The 16923-nt window shown below is 46.3% G+C and carries 13 protein-coding genes and 2 pseudogenes; 4 read left to right on the top strand and 11 right to left on the bottom strand.

Annotated features, from left to right (window positions below):
* Positions 1–67: 67 nt before the first annotated feature.
* Both NLF94_RS08055 and NLF94_RS08060 read left to right on the top strand, forming a co-directional pair.
* Positions 68–1210 (top strand): glycosyltransferase family 4 protein, encoded by a 1143-nt coding sequence (locus NLF94_RS08055; RefSeq protein WP_254840953.1) that lies wholly within the window; start codon positions 68–70, stop codon positions 1208–1210.
* On the top strand, positions 1203–2258 hold the full coding sequence (locus NLF94_RS08060) for a Gfo/Idh/MocA family protein (RefSeq protein ID WP_254840954.1): 1056 nt from the start codon (positions 1203–1205) through the stop codon (positions 2256–2258). The genes NLF94_RS08055 and NLF94_RS08060 overlap by 8 nt, the downstream gene beginning before the upstream one ends.
* Positions 2259–2548: 290 nt before the next feature.
* On the opposite strand, the gene NLF94_RS08065 is transcribed toward NLF94_RS08060, so the two are convergent.
* The 4 genes from NLF94_RS08065 to NLF94_RS08080 all read right to left on the bottom strand — a co-directional run bounded on the left by NLF94_RS08065 (position 2549) and on the right by NLF94_RS08080 (position 6051).
* On the bottom strand, positions 2549–3640 hold the full coding sequence (locus NLF94_RS08065; RefSeq protein WP_254840955.1) for a glycosyltransferase family protein: 1092 nt from the start codon (positions 3638–3640) through the stop codon (positions 2549–2551).
* Positions 3640–4956, bottom strand: a complete 1317-nt coding sequence (locus NLF94_RS08070) for a sulfatase (protein ID WP_254840956.1) — start codon at positions 4954–4956, stop codon at positions 3640–3642. Before NLF94_RS08070 ends, NLF94_RS08065 begins: the two co-directional genes overlap by 1 nt.
* A gap of 31 nt (positions 4957–4987) precedes the next feature.
* Positions 4988–5212 (bottom strand): hypothetical protein, encoded by a 225-nt coding sequence (locus NLF94_RS08075; RefSeq protein ID WP_254840957.1) that lies wholly within the window; start codon positions 5210–5212, stop codon positions 4988–4990.
* Between the two features lie 278 nt (positions 5213–5490).
* Positions 5491–6051, bottom strand: coding sequence for a hypothetical protein (locus NLF94_RS08080; RefSeq protein WP_254840958.1), 561 nt, complete (start codon positions 6049–6051; stop codon positions 5491–5493).
* On the opposite strand from NLF94_RS08080, the gene NLF94_RS08085 reads away from it, so the two are divergent.
* Positions 6045–6341 (top strand): hypothetical protein, encoded by a 297-nt coding sequence (locus NLF94_RS08085; protein ID WP_254840959.1) that lies wholly within the window; start codon positions 6045–6047, stop codon positions 6339–6341. The two genes, NLF94_RS08080 and NLF94_RS08085, sit on opposite strands and share 7 nt — an antisense overlap.
* Before the next feature lie 28 nt (positions 6342–6369).
* On the opposite strand, the gene NLF94_RS08090 is transcribed toward NLF94_RS08085, so the two are convergent.
* A complete protein-coding gene (locus NLF94_RS08090; RefSeq protein ID WP_254841409.1) occupies positions 6370–7590 on the bottom strand; it encodes an IS4 family transposase in 1221 nt (406 codons plus the stop codon).
* A 669-nt stretch (positions 7591–8259) separates the two neighbouring features.
* Complete coding sequence (locus NLF94_RS08095) at positions 8260–9165, bottom strand: glycosyltransferase family 2 protein (RefSeq protein ID WP_254840960.1); 906 nt, start codon at positions 9163–9165, stop codon at positions 8260–8262.
* Positions 9166–9920: 755 nt separating this feature from the next.
* On the opposite strand from NLF94_RS08095, the gene NLF94_RS20935 reads away from it, so the two are divergent.
* Positions 9921–10097 (top strand): DUF4277 domain-containing protein, encoded by a 177-nt coding sequence (locus tag NLF94_RS20935; RefSeq protein WP_434085389.1) that lies wholly within the window; start codon positions 9921–9923, stop codon positions 10095–10097.
* Between the two features lie 383 nt (positions 10098–10480).
* Here NLF94_RS20935 and NLF94_RS08100 read toward each other — a convergent pair.
* The 5 genes and pseudogenes from NLF94_RS08100 to NLF94_RS08115 form a co-directional block, all read right to left on the bottom strand.
* A pseudogene (locus NLF94_RS08100) lies at positions 10481–10958 on the bottom strand (transposase); the annotation flags it as partial.
* 424 nt (positions 10959–11382) lie between these two features.
* Positions 11383–11586 carry a transposase gene (locus tag NLF94_RS20940; RefSeq protein WP_350355869.1) on the bottom strand — a complete coding sequence of 68 codons (204 nt, stop codon included), beginning with the start codon at positions 11584–11586 and terminating at the stop codon, positions 11383–11385.
* A 1210-nt stretch (positions 11587–12796) separates the two neighbouring features.
* Positions 12797–13402 carry a hypothetical protein gene (locus NLF94_RS08105; RefSeq protein WP_254840961.1) on the bottom strand — a complete coding sequence of 202 codons (606 nt, stop codon included), beginning with the start codon at positions 13400–13402 and terminating at the stop codon, positions 12797–12799.
* A 1069-nt stretch (positions 13403–14471) separates the two neighbouring features.
* Positions 14472–15836 carry a sulfatase gene (locus NLF94_RS08110; protein WP_254840962.1) on the bottom strand — a complete coding sequence of 455 codons (1365 nt, stop codon included), beginning with the start codon at positions 15834–15836 and terminating at the stop codon, positions 14472–14474.
* Positions 15837–15950: 114 nt separating this feature from the next.
* Positions 15951–16823 (bottom strand): annotated as a pseudogene (locus tag NLF94_RS08115) (IS5/IS1182 family transposase).
* Positions 16824–16923: the final 100 nt, after the last annotated feature.

A 16923-nucleotide genomic window follows, 5' to 3' on the forward strand; every position in this document is an offset into this window, starting at 1 on the left:
TTAGACCTGTCCGATTTAGGATATCAGGATAAGTTAGTACTTTAGGGGGGGCCATCCAACGTGCTCTATGGACAAGCGGGCGGAGAATCGAATACTTCTTACGTCGGATTATTTACCGCCGAGCGATGGCGGCGTTGAACAAGTAGTGCAGAAATTAGCGGTCCATCTCGTTGAGGAAGGTTTTAAAGTCGGCATTTTCACGTTAGACGACGGCACCCAAGATTTCGAGTTGCAAGATCACCCTGAAATATCATTCTACACAGCTTCGGCCTTTGATCTCACCGAAACTATTGGGTTACAGAGTATGTTTTCGGTTTCTGCTCTGCGTGAGTTCAGAAGAGTTGTTCGAGAATTTCAGCCGGATGTTGTACACGCGCACAACCGATTCTTCTATACCTCAGTACTCGGTGCGCTCTACTCAATCCGTGCAGATTACAAATTGGTGACTACGCTTCATCTCGGTGATATCGGAATGATCTCCGGCTTTGGTGGTGCCGCAGCGAAGACGTTCGAGCAGACGATAAGCCGGTTCGTGATCTCTCGGAGCGAACAAGTGATATGTGTCAGTGCTGCTGCCGAGCTGATTGCAAAATCGCTGAGGGCGAAGCGAACTGCGGTAGTTCGGAACGCAGTTGACGTTGACGAATTCTCACCGAATCCAACAAATGGGACGTCACTCTTGTATATCGGCCGATTCGTACATAACAATGGAATCCAAGATCTACTCACCGCACTCCCAGCGATCTTAGACTCTCATCCGGATGCGGAGATTCATCTTGTCGGAAGTGGTCCCTTGGGAGAAGAAGTTCAGAAAACGATTCAATCCTCTGGTCTCTCTGATTCCGTGACGATCCACGATTACGTTGATGACATCTCTGAGATGTATGATCGTGCAAGCGTGTTTTGTCGGCCGTCCTATTCCGAGGGACTACCCCTTACAATGCTTGAGGCGATGGCATCCGGTGTCCCACCTGTCGTTACGGCAATCGCCGGCGTTCCCGAAGTGGTCACTGATCACGAAACAGGCGTTCTTCTGGAGCCGGGCAATCCAGACGGAGTGGCGCAGGCAGTTATTGAGCTGTTTGACGACGACGAGTTACGAGCGAAACTTGCAACAAATGCCCGTGAATACATTACTGAAAACCTCACATGGGAGCAGCGGACGGAAAGAGTAATGAAGGTTTACAGTAAGGTAGTCACTAATGACTAGAAAGTATGAAGTCGGTTTGGTTGGTTGTGGGTCAATCGCTACGGAACGCCATATACCCGCCTTACAGGCGAACCCTCGTGTTTCACTTTCCACAGTTTATGATCATCATTGGCCTAATGCGGAGAAAGCTGCTGAGGATCACGACATTCTGAATGTATACGACGATTACGAATCATTCCTCGCGTCGGATTTAGATTTAGTCACGATCAGTACACCGCCGTTTACCCATGCAGAATACACTGCGGGGGCCCTCGAAACTGGGACGAATGTCCTCTGTGAAAAACCGATGGCAGTTGAGTTGGAAGACGCAGAGAATATGATTTCCGCAGCTGAAGAGTCAAGCGGGGAACTTGGGATAGTTCATAATTTCCTCTACTCACGTTCCGTGAGGAAGGCACGTCAACTGGTTCAGGATGGGGAGTTTGGGGATATTCGGTATGTGAAGGGCGTTCAGTTTAGCAGTCCACGGCGTGATCTGCCATCTTGGTACACTGATTTACCTGGAGGGCTGTTTTTCGATGAATCACCGCACCTCCTGTATCTGATTGAAGCGTTTATTGGTGGTCTTGATGTTGTAAATGCGACTGTTCAGGAGAGCGAGGGGAGTGGCCAACCTTTGGAATCGGTGACTGCTACATTCGAGGGAGTGGAGGAGAGGCAGGGGCAACTGTCAATGATATTCGATGCACCCCTCTCCGAATGGTTCTTTGTTATTTGCGGAACAGAACGCCTCGCAGTTGTAGATATATTTAGGGATATTATCGTTCACGTTGGTCAAGAGAAGGGGCATTCGCCTCTAGAGGTGCTTCAAACCGCTATTTCTGGAATGGGACAGTTCGGAGCCGGGATTGTGAAATCGGGAGTACATATGCTTCAAGGGAATCTCTTCTTCGGGTTTGAGACGTTACTTGACCAGTATCTGAACTCGATAGAATCTTCGGCTTCTGCGCCAGTTACACCAGAACAGGGGTATAAGATTCTGCAAGGTAGTCACTCTGTATTGGGTGAGATTGAATATAGTTACGCTGAGAACGAATTCAGTCGGTAGTGTTCAGATGACCGAATTCTATACCTGATAACGTGATATCTCAGACATGACATCCTTAGTCGAGTAGTTCATAATGGACTGGCAATTCTCAATTAGATTAAGTAAATACACAGACTGAAGCTATATAGAAATTGTTTTACAAACCAAAAATAACTTGACATTCCCGCAACTCGTTGGGTGTTGGCAGAGTGTTCGCCTATGAGCTGGGGGTTTTACACTAATATTACAAACTCCTCAGTGATCGGAAGCTACTGGCGAGATCCTAAACTAATTGGTTCCACTAGCCGAATTTATTCAACTAAATTATGGTATAGTTCAGAATGCTTATTAGCTATGTGTGAAAATGAGTTTTTATTCGCATATTCATTAATGGCTGCGGAGAGATTCTTTCTTTTCTGTGCATCTTTTAATATAGATTTGACAGTTGACTTTATGTCCTCCAAATCATTCACATCAAATATTTCTACACAACTGTATCTTTCTTTCAGTTTCTTGAAATATTTCTGGTTGCTTGCAGCAACTGGAACACTATGGGATGCGCATTTATTTAGTACTCCACTTTGATTTACTTGATTCAGGACACCTTGCTGCTCAGTCCCTGTATAAGGTAGGAGTACAAGATCAGCAGCACGAAAAGATAAATGGAATTGATCTTGTTCCAAAAATCCAGTAATATATAAGTTTTGGGGTGAATTCTCTTTAATTTTGTCGCAGTATTGTTGGTGCTTTTCTGGAGAACCCCCAGCCAAGAGAAACTCGTATTCGTCAAGTTCAGACGCAAGGTCTCGCATGATGTGGCTTCCTTTGCGTGGAACTACGTACCCGGGTTCCACAATCAGAGTTTGCTCAGCACTATAACCAAATTGTTTTTTCGCCTCTATTTCTGATGTTTTCGGTACATCCAAGTTTGCTCCGTGAGAAAGCACGGAGTAACTAACACTGTGATTGGCAAACCTTTCTTCAGCAGTGTCAGAAAGAAATATAATATGGTCGGAGCTTTTTGCTATTAGTTTATTTATTAAATATATATAAACGGACTTAATCCAATAATCCCCGACTAAATCTGGATTCAATACTTCATGTAATGTAATCACCACCTTCTTCTTATATATTTTAGATAAGATGTAGACCAGGGGGAAAAACAGCCAAGAGATTATACTAAATGGACCGAATAATGCATATTCATGTTGGATATGAATAACTTCACTATCACTTCGAAAAGAATAGGTTACACTTAAAATATATTTCAAAATATTCATTCCCCCATTTGGGAATGTGGATAGATTTATTTCCACACTATCCCCAAATTTAGACGCCAAGTCGTGGGTGTATGATCCAATTCCACCTGTTCTTTCATCTGGCCCCATTATAGTTACCTTCATTATAACTCTCCGGATCTCTGTGCGCAGACATCCCTTATATCTAGAATTTCTTCCTCATGGGCAGCTCTTTTCTGCAGCTTTTTATCTATTATTTCCATTAGTGGTGAATCTTTAACTGGTTCTTGAGATTCAATGCCTTTTTCGTTCAGCTCATACAATGTTGATACCCAATCTCCCTCTTGTCCCTGCTTAACTAAGTGCCCCTTCCAACCGTTCATTTTGATGGATAATAGATTTCGATCTCGTACACCATCATATGCGGATGAGAGAGCTAATTCTGCTCCTGAATACGTGGTAGAACCAGTTTCAGCAATCTCCACGAGAACCTTCGGCAGATCTGTAAGTGGCACTGGTTTTTCTATAGTCTCAGACCGGTCGATATCACCCCCGATAGCAAATGGGACATGGATGTTTTCTTCAAATAATGATGGATAAAAATGCCCATACATTCCACGCTCACCAATGGCCTCTCCATGATCTGCGGAGATTATTAAAATTGTATTTTCCATATCAAGACGATCTCGTAATTCACCTACCAGCTTATCAGCGAACCGGATTGAATCATCGTAAATATTTCTTATACCCTCCTGATCTCGTTCGGAGATTTCGATATCGAATTGATCTAAGAGTTTATTACACCGCCAATTGTAATAATACGTTGAAAAAGAATTCGACCATTTTCGATGTTGTCTAGGTGTGATATAGGGAAAGTGAGTATCAAGGGAAAACCCCCACATGAAATACGGGGAATCTTGCTTGTTTGCCCACTCTACCATATCATCTACATAAGTATCCCAGGTGCGAAAGGCTTCTTCTTTTCTGATAAGATTCCGAATATTTCGTAGTGAGGTGGATATCTTGGAATCGTTCAAGTGTTTCTGGAAAACCTTTTGATAAGTGCCAGAATCAAATAGGAAATCTTCAAAATCATCGAATCCTTTGTCAAACCCATAATACCTTGAGGCATATGCATTCGGACAAAACGCACCAGTTGAATAGCCCTGTTCCGAGAGCCTTGAAGCTATTGTCCCATAACGTTCCAAATGATATTTGGATTGGTTTGGATTGGAGACTTTTCCGCGAGTAACAAGCGGTTCTCCAGTAAATATACCGGCCATAGAGGGGTTAGTTCGTGAGGCAGGAGAAACAGCATTTGTGAACGAAATTCCATTATTGGCAAGATCGTCTATATTAGGCGTAGTATTTCGGTCATAGCCGACATATCCGCAATGATCAGCACGAAGACTATCAAATGTTATGAATACGAGGTTTGGCTTTGTCATTTTATGTTGTATGTATTTGACTGTATTTCCCACGATGAAACATAATCGATATTGATTAAGTACCTCATTCGTTAAGATACCCAAGTGCGTTTAGCCTATCTTCGACTTGCTTCTCATCAATATCTTCAATTTCTGAATCATCTCTTTTCCTAACAGCATACAGTACTTCTTCGATGATATATTGTATATATTCATCTACATCAGAAAATTCTGTATAGTTTGTCCGTTCATCAATCTCTTCCCACATATCCTCGGGTATTTCGACAGATTTCGTATCTCCACCTGACATACCAATTCTTACTAAGTCGGTGTGTATAAATACATCGGAAATAAGTGCTTACTGGCACTGTTTAGGGAATGCCATCGTCGATTCGACAAGAACCGCTTGTCGCATGTAAACATCTCTTCAAATAGGAATCAAGGGATCATCTTGATATTCGGTAGTTCCTATCAAGTCAGCAGATAGTCACAACTGACGATGTTAGAAGCCCAGAAAGCGGCCAGATAGATGTTGTGGAATTTCTCTACCACCCAGACACGATTCTTACGATCGCTGAGCTTGAAACCTTAGCGGAAGCATTCCTTACCGATATACCGATTTCCGGAGTCGAAGACTGCAGCTTCAAATCTGGGATTATTCGTAGAACACTCCCGAAAGCCGCTGTCGATTGGGAATCCATCAAGGCCGTTGCTGACACCACTCGCTGAATCTAATTCAACGATTACACCCTCAGACAACTGCACACCGATCCTGCAGATGAACTCAAAGCCGCCGTTAACGATCTCTTCGCTTTTCAGGCGGCGATGGTCCTCGGGCCGGGGGCGAGGGTCATCTAGTTTCACTTCGTCGATATGAATTACCACGGCTGTCCACACGCTGAGGCCTGAGAACTCTACCTCACGAAACCCCGCGATGGCCCCAGAAAGTGCCATCGCTACCTCGCCGGATTGGTCCTCTGTCGTGCGAAAACATTCGTCGCCGCAGTAACGCCCGTTCATGGAGATGAATCGAAAAGCCACGCGGTCGAGAGACAGTTCGATCACGTCGCGGCCCTCCCATACGACGTCGCTGGTCTGTTCGATGACCGTGGATTTACCACGGAGCGTCGGAAGAGCGACTGGTGCCACGGCACCCAGTCGCACTTCCGATCATCCGCTATGGGAAGCTGCTGGCCGAGAAACTGGACATGACAGTCTCCTACTGGACGGAGTACGTGATGTACGAGGGAAGCGAGCTGGAACTGTACTTCCCGCTCGCGGTGTGTGTCTCCTACCAGGGCAACCGTAGGAAACACTGCTTGGTTCGGGCGTACGTGGCGTGCGATCGGGCAAATCTCACGCCGAAGGAGGGCGAAACCTTCTACCAGAAATGCTCAGTCCATTCGTCTTTAGCTAAGACTCACACCTCGGTTGCGTAGCGGTAGCGAGCGTCTCTTGCAGGATCGGTCATTGTTGGTGGATCTTCTGTGCGTCGTCGATCAGCCGCTCCAGCAGTGGCGGTGGCGAGTACCCGAGGTACTCACCGAGTTCGTGGAGGATGAGCTGGGCGTGCGACCGGAAGGTCGCCGCCCAGCGTTCCGGCGGAAACACGATCTCGTCATCGGCCTGCTCGGTGACCAGATCCAACAGATCACGGCTCACCAGCAGTGACAGCAACGCTGCGTACAACAGAATTTCCACGACATCCGGGTTGCTCGTGTCGAACTCGTCCAGTCCGTACTGTGTCTTCAGCTCACGGAACAGCGTTTCTACCTCCCACCGGCACCGATACAGCGTCGCTAAATCTGACGGCAGGAATTCCTCTCGCGGCAGATTCGTAATGTGGAGGTGGTAGTCGTCGGCGTCCGAGTCCCGGACGCCGACGACGCGGAACCGCTTCGTATCCAGCGACCGCGTTCCTTCGTGCTGGCCTCGCTTGAACTCCGTTTCGACCTCTACGTCGATGTATTTCGGCGAGAGGTCACCGACCACATCGTGAATCTGCTCACCTTCTAAGTGAATGGCGCGGCCACGCCATTCCGGTAACTCCGCCGTTATCACCGGGTTCACGCTCTTCTTCAGCCGACTCACGAAGTAGCCGCCGTTCTCGTCGATCAACGCAAACCGGCGGTACTTGAAGTACGCCAAATCGAGCAGAACCAGCCGTCCGTGCAGCCACGATCCCGTGTTGAACAGCGTGCTGTCGTGTGTTTTCTCGTCGGTCACGTCGATCCGTTCGATCGTCTGGTCGGTGGCATTGTGGAGCAGGTGGAGCTTCGCTCCAGCCTGCTCCTCGTGGCGGGCGTGGAACTCCTCAGAGAGAAACTCGTGCAATCGCAGCACCGTTCCATCAGTGATCATCACGTCTCTGGATCGGTCGATATCAGCGTCAACAGCGTCGGGAACAGCGACCTCGTCGAGACCGCGCTCGACGAGGTCGCGGAGATACTCTGCGAGCGTCGGCGTCAACCGATAGTAGAAGCCGCCGGGAGAGATCGTCTCGTCGGCTGTGGAGTTGTAACTGCGTCTGAACCCAGCGAGTGTTCGGCTCTCGCCTGCGGGGAAGCCGAACACGAGCGCCCACACGAGGACTGGAACCTGTAGCTTGCCCTCTCGCTCGACCACGCCGAGTTCCTCGGCGTGCTCTTCGAGGAACTCGGAGCGAAACAGCGTAGTAAGCCGACGCATGATTCTCGATGAGGAGGCGTCTGTGTGCACAGCGGATACCTCCTCATTCCTCTCGAAAAGTAGCCTCGATAAGCCGCCGCTGTCACGCGGTTCCTCTCTTAGCTAAAGACGGATGATGCTCAGCCATTGAGACAGCCTTCGAGACGATGCGTGAGGCGCGTGCGCGGACAAACACACCCCATCCAACTGTTCGGATGTTGTTCATCCTCGTGAGCTTCCTGTTATCGAACTCTATGTAGTTGTCCGATTGGGCTGCTCGCGACGCCGTGACCCGGCGGGCGAGGACTACCTACATAGTCCCGCTTTGAGTTGGCCGGCAGTGAGTTAACCACGCTCTTGAAGGCACGTCAGGGCGGAAGTGGGACGCATCAACCAACGGTGTTGGAATCCCGACAACTTACAGTGAGGTAGACGCGGGCTGAAGCTGCCCGCGTCCAGAGGCAGACCTGTACGTGAGCGTTAGCTTCGCCTGTTATGTGGACTGACGGCACTCACACTGGCGTAAGATCGCCGTCCTTGTTCGACTCGATAAATCGATCACCATGATCTCGTTCATGTCTCTCCAGAAATCGTGTCAGAAATCAGGGACGATGGGAACTACCGACCGTCAGAGGCAACGCCGATCTTTCTACGGACGGCGTCAATAGATGCACTTGGTTACATCACTAATTACGGGTAAGGTCCTTTTCCCCAATTTTTTCGTAAACCATCTTTAACACCCTTCAGAAGGGCGATTGACGAAGATGGAGCTAAATTAATCATTCTATATCCAAGTAGTAATATTATCCATAGCATATATGATATATAAAATTTCTTTTTAGATATCTTATCTTCATATTTATCAGCGTATAATAACCGGTTCCGAGAATCATAATACGATGGGATTGGGCTGAAAGAACCTCCAGAACTTGAAAATGCTTTGTGATAAACTTTCTTTCTTGTGTCTGTTGCAATGTTGTACCCGTTCTCGCGCACCCTAATAGAATAATCTATGTCCTCGCCATACAAGAAAAACCGATCATCCAATAGACCCACTTCATCTATAACTGAGGATCGAATCAAGGAACTACAAAAAGGAACATAATCGTTATAAATAAAATCCGGTGAGTTGTTTGGATCAGTGATATTTTTTGTCCCTCGACGAAACCATGTCCAATTTATATACCCCTTATCGAACCAAATGGTTTCTGTGTCTGGGTAGTTCATGACCATTGGTGTTATAATACCTATATTACCATTCTGATCTAAACTATAAGTTAAATCTTCCAGGAGATTTTGATCATCAATGACGATATCGTTATTCACCAACCAAATATGATTTTCTTTTGTTGACTGCTTGATCTGCTTTACTCCCCTATTCACCCCTCCGACAAAACCGAGATTCTCGCCGGTGAATATGACATCTATCTCAGGGTGTTCTTCTTCAATTTGTCTTCCTGACCCATCGGTTGAACCATTGTCCACAACAAGAATGGATAATGCATCATAATTTTGATCTTGTAAAGAGGTTACACAATCGCTTGTATCATCGTAATTGTTCCAATTCAAAACCAATGCTGTTACGGGATAACTCATTGTAGAGTCGAAATTACTACACCGTCATAACCTTTCGGATTAACATTAGCATTTAGTCACTACAAATGAAATATGTATATAAGTATTATAAAATATTTAACATATAAGGGTTTCGAACAATATAATTCCTAAATCAAAACATGTAAAAATGTCTGATTAAAAAATGAGAATTATTCTAGCGGAGTGACGCGTTCGGATCTCACATGCAGTTGTTTGGGACTGCGTGCATCGGTTAGCTGGCAACGGTTGCGAATAGCCGATATCTCAGTTGCCAAGGATCAACGTCGACGGAACCGGTATCGATGGAAGCGAGTGGCTTCGGCTGTATATTGTAATAGACCTCGGGCCGAAGTTAATTGTTGAGATTTCGATATTCGGACGGCATGATACCCGTCTGACGGCTACGTTACATGCAAGATTTCGTAAAAGAATAGGTCGTCGAGGATGAATTATTCTTCGATAAATTCGGTTATTGGACTGTCTTGATTCCTCACTTTCGACACCCAGATTTCTCGACGATCGCTTTTTCGGACGCAACCGTGAATTTCTAAGCTATCACCATCTATACAGCTGGTAGTGACAACTTTGGAGAATCATTTACCAGGCCACTTCCCGCGATTTACGCGGTCTGCAAGGAGTTTGGTCTCGTCGAAGTAGTCGATGAGAGTGTTGCGTGAGATCAACAGCATCCTGCCATTTCTACTGGATAGCTGAATGCGGCCCTCGTCATGAATTTCTTGACCGAAAGACAGCCGATGTACCTGCTGTCCGACTTCTTCAAAGACAATGATTCTGAGAACCTCTTTGGTGACGATGCCTCAGCTGAAGACCTCTATGAGCGGCGATTTTGTTGGCCCCTCGACAAGATCGCAGACGCTAGGTTACGCCAAGTCCTCAACTCTGTGATTGCTACAGCCGCTATCATTAAATGAGTGACATTTTAGTTGTCCACGCCGACACCACCTCCAAGTCCGTCCACGGAGAGTACGATTAGGATAGCGAACACGACGATTCAGCATCAAAAGAATACAGCCGCAACGGTGATCACCACCTCAAACAGTTCAACATCGGTATGGGAGTCACACACCGCGGCGTTCCCGTAACCAGCGAAATCTTCGACGGCAACAGCTCGCAAACCATCTGAAAAAAGAACTCATCCCCGAGATTCGTCAGTGCTTGCCCACTGACGAATAGATCGTCCATGTCGGAAACAGTAAAGCTGTCATCGGGGAGAATGTTGCTAAAGCAAGCGAACACAACTTCCCTCTCATTTCCCGTCTCCCAGGAGCCCACGCTGCGGTCGATGACCTCATCAACCGCGCCTGGGACGATGACGACTGTCGTGACATTGCCGCAGTTGCTGAACGTCCTCGCTGTGTTCCTCGATTCGGTCTTCGACCCTGTACTCGTTGTCTTTCATATTGTCGGTGTTACGCGCGTTGTACGGAACGAATAGTACTAATCCTGCGGCCAGAGGTGGTCGTGCCAGCCAAGCGTGTCGTAGGCGCTGTCACCGACCATCCAGTCCGGTTCGGCGACGGCAAGCGCGTCACGCGTGACACGCTTCGCCGTCTCTCTAAGTACTGTCTACTTTCCGTGAACTCAGCTACAATCGGAACCTTTGCCCTGTCGAGACGATTTTACAGTTGTAGCCGTCGTACTCCTCGTCGGTTGGATCGTAGCACTTCGAGGCGTCTTGACCAGCGGGCATCGCCGTCACGTCGGTTGAATCGATAATAGGTCAAGATGAGCAGGCCGCGGCGGGCGGCCTGCTCGACGAATCGGTCAAGGACCCTTCGAGAAACTCGAAGGAAAGGTATTCAAACATTGCTAGCGTCAGTTTATGCGACATTGAAGAAGGACTCTACCGAAGTATCATCACGCAGTTTCGGTGAACTCATCCACCTCAGCGTTCACCCTGCTTTTTAGTGTGGTACTTGTTCTATGACATCGCTGAGAATCCCGCTATTTGAACAAACCACGTCTATTGGCTTAGATTTTCTGGCGGACATACTGCTTGCCTCTCACTGAAAATGAAAACACATGGCTAGCAGTCGAATCAACCATTACTGCATCCGCCGTGTGGGGGCATCTTTACACGACAAACCAGGCTCATCGTGCGTTGGACCGTTAAAAAGAGACGCAGAGGCGTCTTTCAGGCGCTTACCTCCGGTGGGTCTTAAAGCTCATTCTTCCGGAGCGCGTTGTACAACACCACTAACAGCTTGGGCGCTGTTGCCACATCGCTACCTTGTGCGGTTTGTTTCGCTTGTTGCTTAACCGCCAGTAGAACTGACTCAAGTACCGTTCCTTCGTGTAGTGGACGGCGGTATTCGCGCACTGGACGAAGGTCCACCGCAAATGATCGTTTCCTTCCTTGCAAATCCGGCCCTCTCTAGGGGAGTAGACAGACTCGTAGATTACCGGTTCTAACCCAGCTTAAATCACGATTCCAGATGCGCGGTCAAAGCGCTCTACTTCACCGATTTCGCCGTGAATCATCAAGCCAGAAAAAGCCACAATGCCCAGCGCAGACATCAACGTTTTCAGCTTGTCTACTTCAACTCTACCTCTTTGATCCGCCGCTGCAACCGCTTGATCTTCACCGTGAACTCTTCGATTGAGCCTTGTTTAGACGCTCATGAGGAGGACCGTTAGTAGCTATGTCTGGAGATCGGTATCCAGCCGAGAGTGCCTCTCGCCCCGATCTCGTGTTTTGCCTACCGCCCGTTGCGGACGATTTGCTCCGCGTCTAAACAAGGCCCTTCGATTGCTTTCAGGCACTGTTCCAGCAACAACTCCGATGCGTCTTGAGCGTGAGTTCACGCAGGAACTCACGCCATTCCTCACCCCACAACGATCCATCGTAGATGACCCTGTTCTGATCGAGTAGTGAATTTACCTCTTTTTTAAAGTCTGAGCGCTTATCTACCTACTTATCACGACCGGGCGCAAGCGCGCGGAATCGCCGGAATCATCCTGACGGAACGCAGCTTTCTGGCACTTCATCTATCCGAAGGAACAATGCAAGGTTCTGGCCGTCCTTGCGGTCGTTCTTCTGTTTCTAATTTTCGTGCCAATCCGCCTAGACCGGAATGGTGAGACTCACATCCAACTCTTCGTTGAGTTAGTCGAAAAGGGTGAAGTAGGTGCTTCCCGCTTCGAGTGCAGCGCTACTGCCAGCGTACTTCTGTGCAATCTCGTCGAGGTGCGCGTTGGCGACGCGGACCTCTTCAACGACTTCGGCTTCATCGTCGAGAACAAAAACTTAAGATTGCCGTTTGTAGAGGTCAATGCCAAAGTAGTGATTAGTGGTTGCTGACATGGTGTACTCTGGAGTCCTGAATACGTGAAGTGGAACGACTTCGCTGCGGGCTGGCAGCCTCGGTTGACCTCGGTCGGTCAGGTTACGATCCCAATTTTCCTGTTCCTCGCATCCGAGGCCCGTCACCATGCCGTACTCGGAGGTGCATCTGATAAATAGACCTTTGGGACTCAATAAAGTAATTCACACTCTAGGGATTTCGTCGGGATTCTCATGGATTTACCCTCACGACTGATATAGAGCGCATCAAATGCTAATGGAAACACAGATCGAAGAGATTCAGAATTCGATAGCGACTACCACTCATCATCCTCTTGTATATACATAAGAGTTGCCGTTGGAATATACCTTATGTACACTATTTTTTGATAACTTAAAAGATAGGTCTTCGGGGTTGAAAGCGAACGAACCGGTAGACCCAGTAAATCCCCAATATAACTTAAAGTTACTTTCTCGAACAACCATAATACTATCTTTAGGTGGATCTCCCTCCTGGAATGATTTGATATCGGCTACAGTGGGTGTTAAGCTCATAGTAGAAACAATCTGATATGTATTGAGATCGCCAATTATTTTCCCTGTATTAGTGTGAATACTTACAAATTCTCCTGTGAAATACAGTGTCTGGGGAAATTGTTGGTATTCATCAATTTGGTCCGGGGAAGGAGGTGCGTCTGAGATCGCGTATGCTGGGACCGTACTTGCACCAATCATCAATAAGACCACAATGTAGACTCTTACACCTTTCTCAGAATCTGAATACATATGTATTCCAAGAGTTGAAACTCCGCCCGCGATAATAATAAAGAACAAAAATAGTCTGTTGAATCCAATGACGTGGGTAAGCCAGCCAAATAATGCCCCAAGAGCAATTAATACTCCAAATATCACTACAGAACTATACCAAACCATATCGTTAGTATTGGGATACTTTTGTGTTACACTTTTCACGAAAGCATACATAACTCCTAGTGAGATGGCAAATTGATAGATCCACCTGCTAAAGAAAATCCTATAGGTATTGTAGGCTGAATTACTTACGGCATTTTTTGTTCCACTTCTAGCGCTTTCAGTTTGGAAAAAATCAACTAAGGAACCCAACCTAAATAGGGCTAAACTATTCAATATATTATGTATGAATGATGTATTACTAGGATATAGTAACACATACCAAATGGAAAATACAATTACATAAACAGAAATGAGTGAGAAGGTCGAGATAGATTCCAAATGTTTGCGAAAAATGGTTGAGAAGCCCAAAATAATGACAGTGAAAGAAATGAAAATTATAGATGTGAAATGATGAGCAATCACTAAGCAATTAGCAAGGATTACTGCAATTATCCACGGCCGTCTGTCATTCGTTCTGCTATACCAACAGTAGAAGGTATAAATAGCCAAAATAAATAGCGCGAATGCCAAAGAATTCCGGGAGAATCCAGTCTTATATCTATACAAAGGTATATAGAAAAGAACTGGTGAGAAAGCAAGAGACGCTCTTAAATTAGATCCCGAACGACGCAGCCAGCGTCTGATAAACAAATATGATGCCAACAGTGAAATGGAAGTGAATATTATCGGTAGAATGGATGTAATTAATATCTGGCCAGACTTTGAAGGATAAACCCCTAATGAAGTTATTTTATGAGAGGATATAGTTAGAAAATGAAGCAAAGGGGTGCCAAGAAATCCTCGATCCAAAACCGATTGACCGACTGGCCAACCTTGATTCATAATCCTGACGGTTTTGAGAGCGGAGATGTGTGAATCCCGAGCGTACAACCAGCCAGTCGTGGGCGTAGGATACAATAGGAGAAAAGACCCGGCCAAAGTAACTGCGAATTTTATGTCACCAGTCAATATAAATAATATAGCCAATATTACAGAGGTGATTATAATGAGTGCTGGCTCTTGACTACGGATCCCATAAACTAACCCCGAAAATAATAGAAAATTCGAAATCAGTAACCTCTTACCGATATTAGTCATCAATATATCCAAGCGATCGAAGTCTTTCCTTAATCTCTTCGCTACTATCTTCTGATTTCAATTCGTCGTGGAAATCAATATGGTCTATTCGTTCATGTAGCTCTTCCTTCAATTGGGTTGTAAGGCTCGGATGATCTATATCAGGTACCTCAGTTTCTTCGAGGAGGCTCTCTACTTTATATAACTGGGATCCGCTTTCTCTGTGTATATACTTCCAATCTCCTGTATGGTAGACTATTTCATGTGAATTTGTGTTAATGATTGAACAAACACCATTCCTGTCAAATTCATCATCCCGAGTTCGTTCCAATAATGATGACCCTCTGAAAGACTTAGGAATCTCTGTGTGTGCAACATCACCAATTGTGTTAGATATGTCAATATTTTGTACCGGTGCAGAAATGTCCACCGAGCCAAACCCAGGTCCATTAATTATTAGCGGAACATGGATGAGAGGTTCCCACGGTGAATTCCCATGGCTTACTTCGCCGTGTTCACCAAATAATTCACCATGATCGGAAGTTATGAAGATAGTTGGATCACCTTGACGGGTTTCTCTGATCTCCTCAATCAATTCCCCCACCTTCTGGTCCCAATATTCAACACTTGCAGAATATAACTCTTGGATGTCCTCCAATTCCGCATCTTTTATTAAATTTTTAAAGTATCTGAATTTTCGATTCAGGCCTTGAATTCTATACTGAGAGATAACTCCTGTGTATTCATTTGGGAGGAATTCCTCCGGAGGCAACCACGGTTCATGGGTGTCTAAATAAAATAACCACATAAAACAAGAGTCGTTTTGAGGTACCTCATTATCCAACCATTCTAAAGCAGAGTTGTTGATGACTTCTGCTGAGGGGGCTGGTCGCGCTAGTGGAAGAGGAAGATATGATACAATCGATGCTATAGTATCATGTATTTTCCCTTCACCGAAGACTTCATGAGAAACATAGCCAACACCATGAGCGGCCTTCTCGACAGTATATTCTGATTTTTCTCGTACTGCATCTAGCAGAGTATCAAAGTGGTCAAAACCTCGTTGCAATTCCATATGGGATAAATGTGGACCCACTATCTGGATATTGGGACAGAACCCTGCAGTTTTATAACCAACTTTACTGAGTTCTTCAGCAATTGTTGGAGTAGTGTTTTTTACCGATGGCTTATATTCGCCCGTTAATAACGAAGGTACAGATGCTACGGTACCGGGTCCATTAGCAATCGCAGTTTGGTAAGCCGATCCGTTTTCTGCCAACCGGTCTATATTAGGGGTGTCCGCAGGAGAATCTGGGTTAAAGTAGGAGATATAATCAAATCGCAAAGAGTCGGCGGTGATGAGGATTATGTCATCCATCTCCTTGTCCACCCTTATTATGAGCTACTAATTAGAGTTTCGGAGTCAGTGTTAGCAAAACAAGAGTGTGACGTAGAATCCATCTAATAGCTTCTCACAGACCGGTCTGCTTCCTCAATCGTAGTTGGTGATTGCAACGACGATCCGGAGACACAGCGAACACCTCTTTTGGTACGAGAATGCGGCTCCGGGCACGTTCGCGCCTGAGGCCGCAGTCCTTCACCGCGTCATCGGTTCGTTAGATCCTGTCCAGTTGTTGTACGTCTCTTCCGAGATTGATTGTTTCAGCTTAACGTCTTCGCTGTGTTCCTCAATTCGGTCTTCGACCCTGTACTCGTTGTCTTTCCGGTCGTCAGTGTTTCGCGGATTTTATGATGCGATTGACACGACCTCTGCGACCAGCAGATGGTTGTACCAGTCAAGTGCGTTGTAGGTGTTGTCACCGATTATCGGGATTAGAACTGTAAAAAGTATGTTTCGAGTGAATATAGAAAATTCTCCTCTGGTGCTTGCCTACTCTCTGAACTTAGTTGGAACCGAGATTATTTGCCCGGTCGAAATATTGTACAGCTCTAGACGTAATCGTGCTCTCTCTCACGGTTGGATCATAGCATTTGAACTCATTTTCCGGGGGCCCAACCGACAATTGAATCAATGAGTAGGTCGATTCAAGCAGGCCTTTTTGAGCGGGGTTCTCGGTGAGGTGGATAAAAACGTTGTCAACGTAGAGTTCGATATCGATGAGAAAGCAATCGACCCTTTCTCCTGATTCAAGTCGTTCATACCCGCTCCTGGATGAGACAACTTGATCTAAATCTCACCCCCTAAGAGACCCCGTAGATGCCAGTATAGTAACAGTGGATAATTCCACGTATTAGTTCCGGATCAATGGTATCATGTTCATCCAGTCTACGCTGGGGCGAACACGCCGAATTCATGGCGGAACTCGAAGGTAATATTCTCGAACAGTGATTGCGTCTCGGTCATCCCAATATATAAGATAAGTTTACCGAAATATTGTCTCCCCGACCTATCGAACTCATCCGCCACAGCGTTTACTTTGTTCTTTTAGTGTGCTAGAGGTTTA

It is taken from the genome of Natronomonas marina, assembly GCF_024298905.1.
GTDB lineage: Archaea > Halobacteriota > Halobacteria > Halobacteriales > Haloarculaceae > Natronomonas > Natronomonas marina.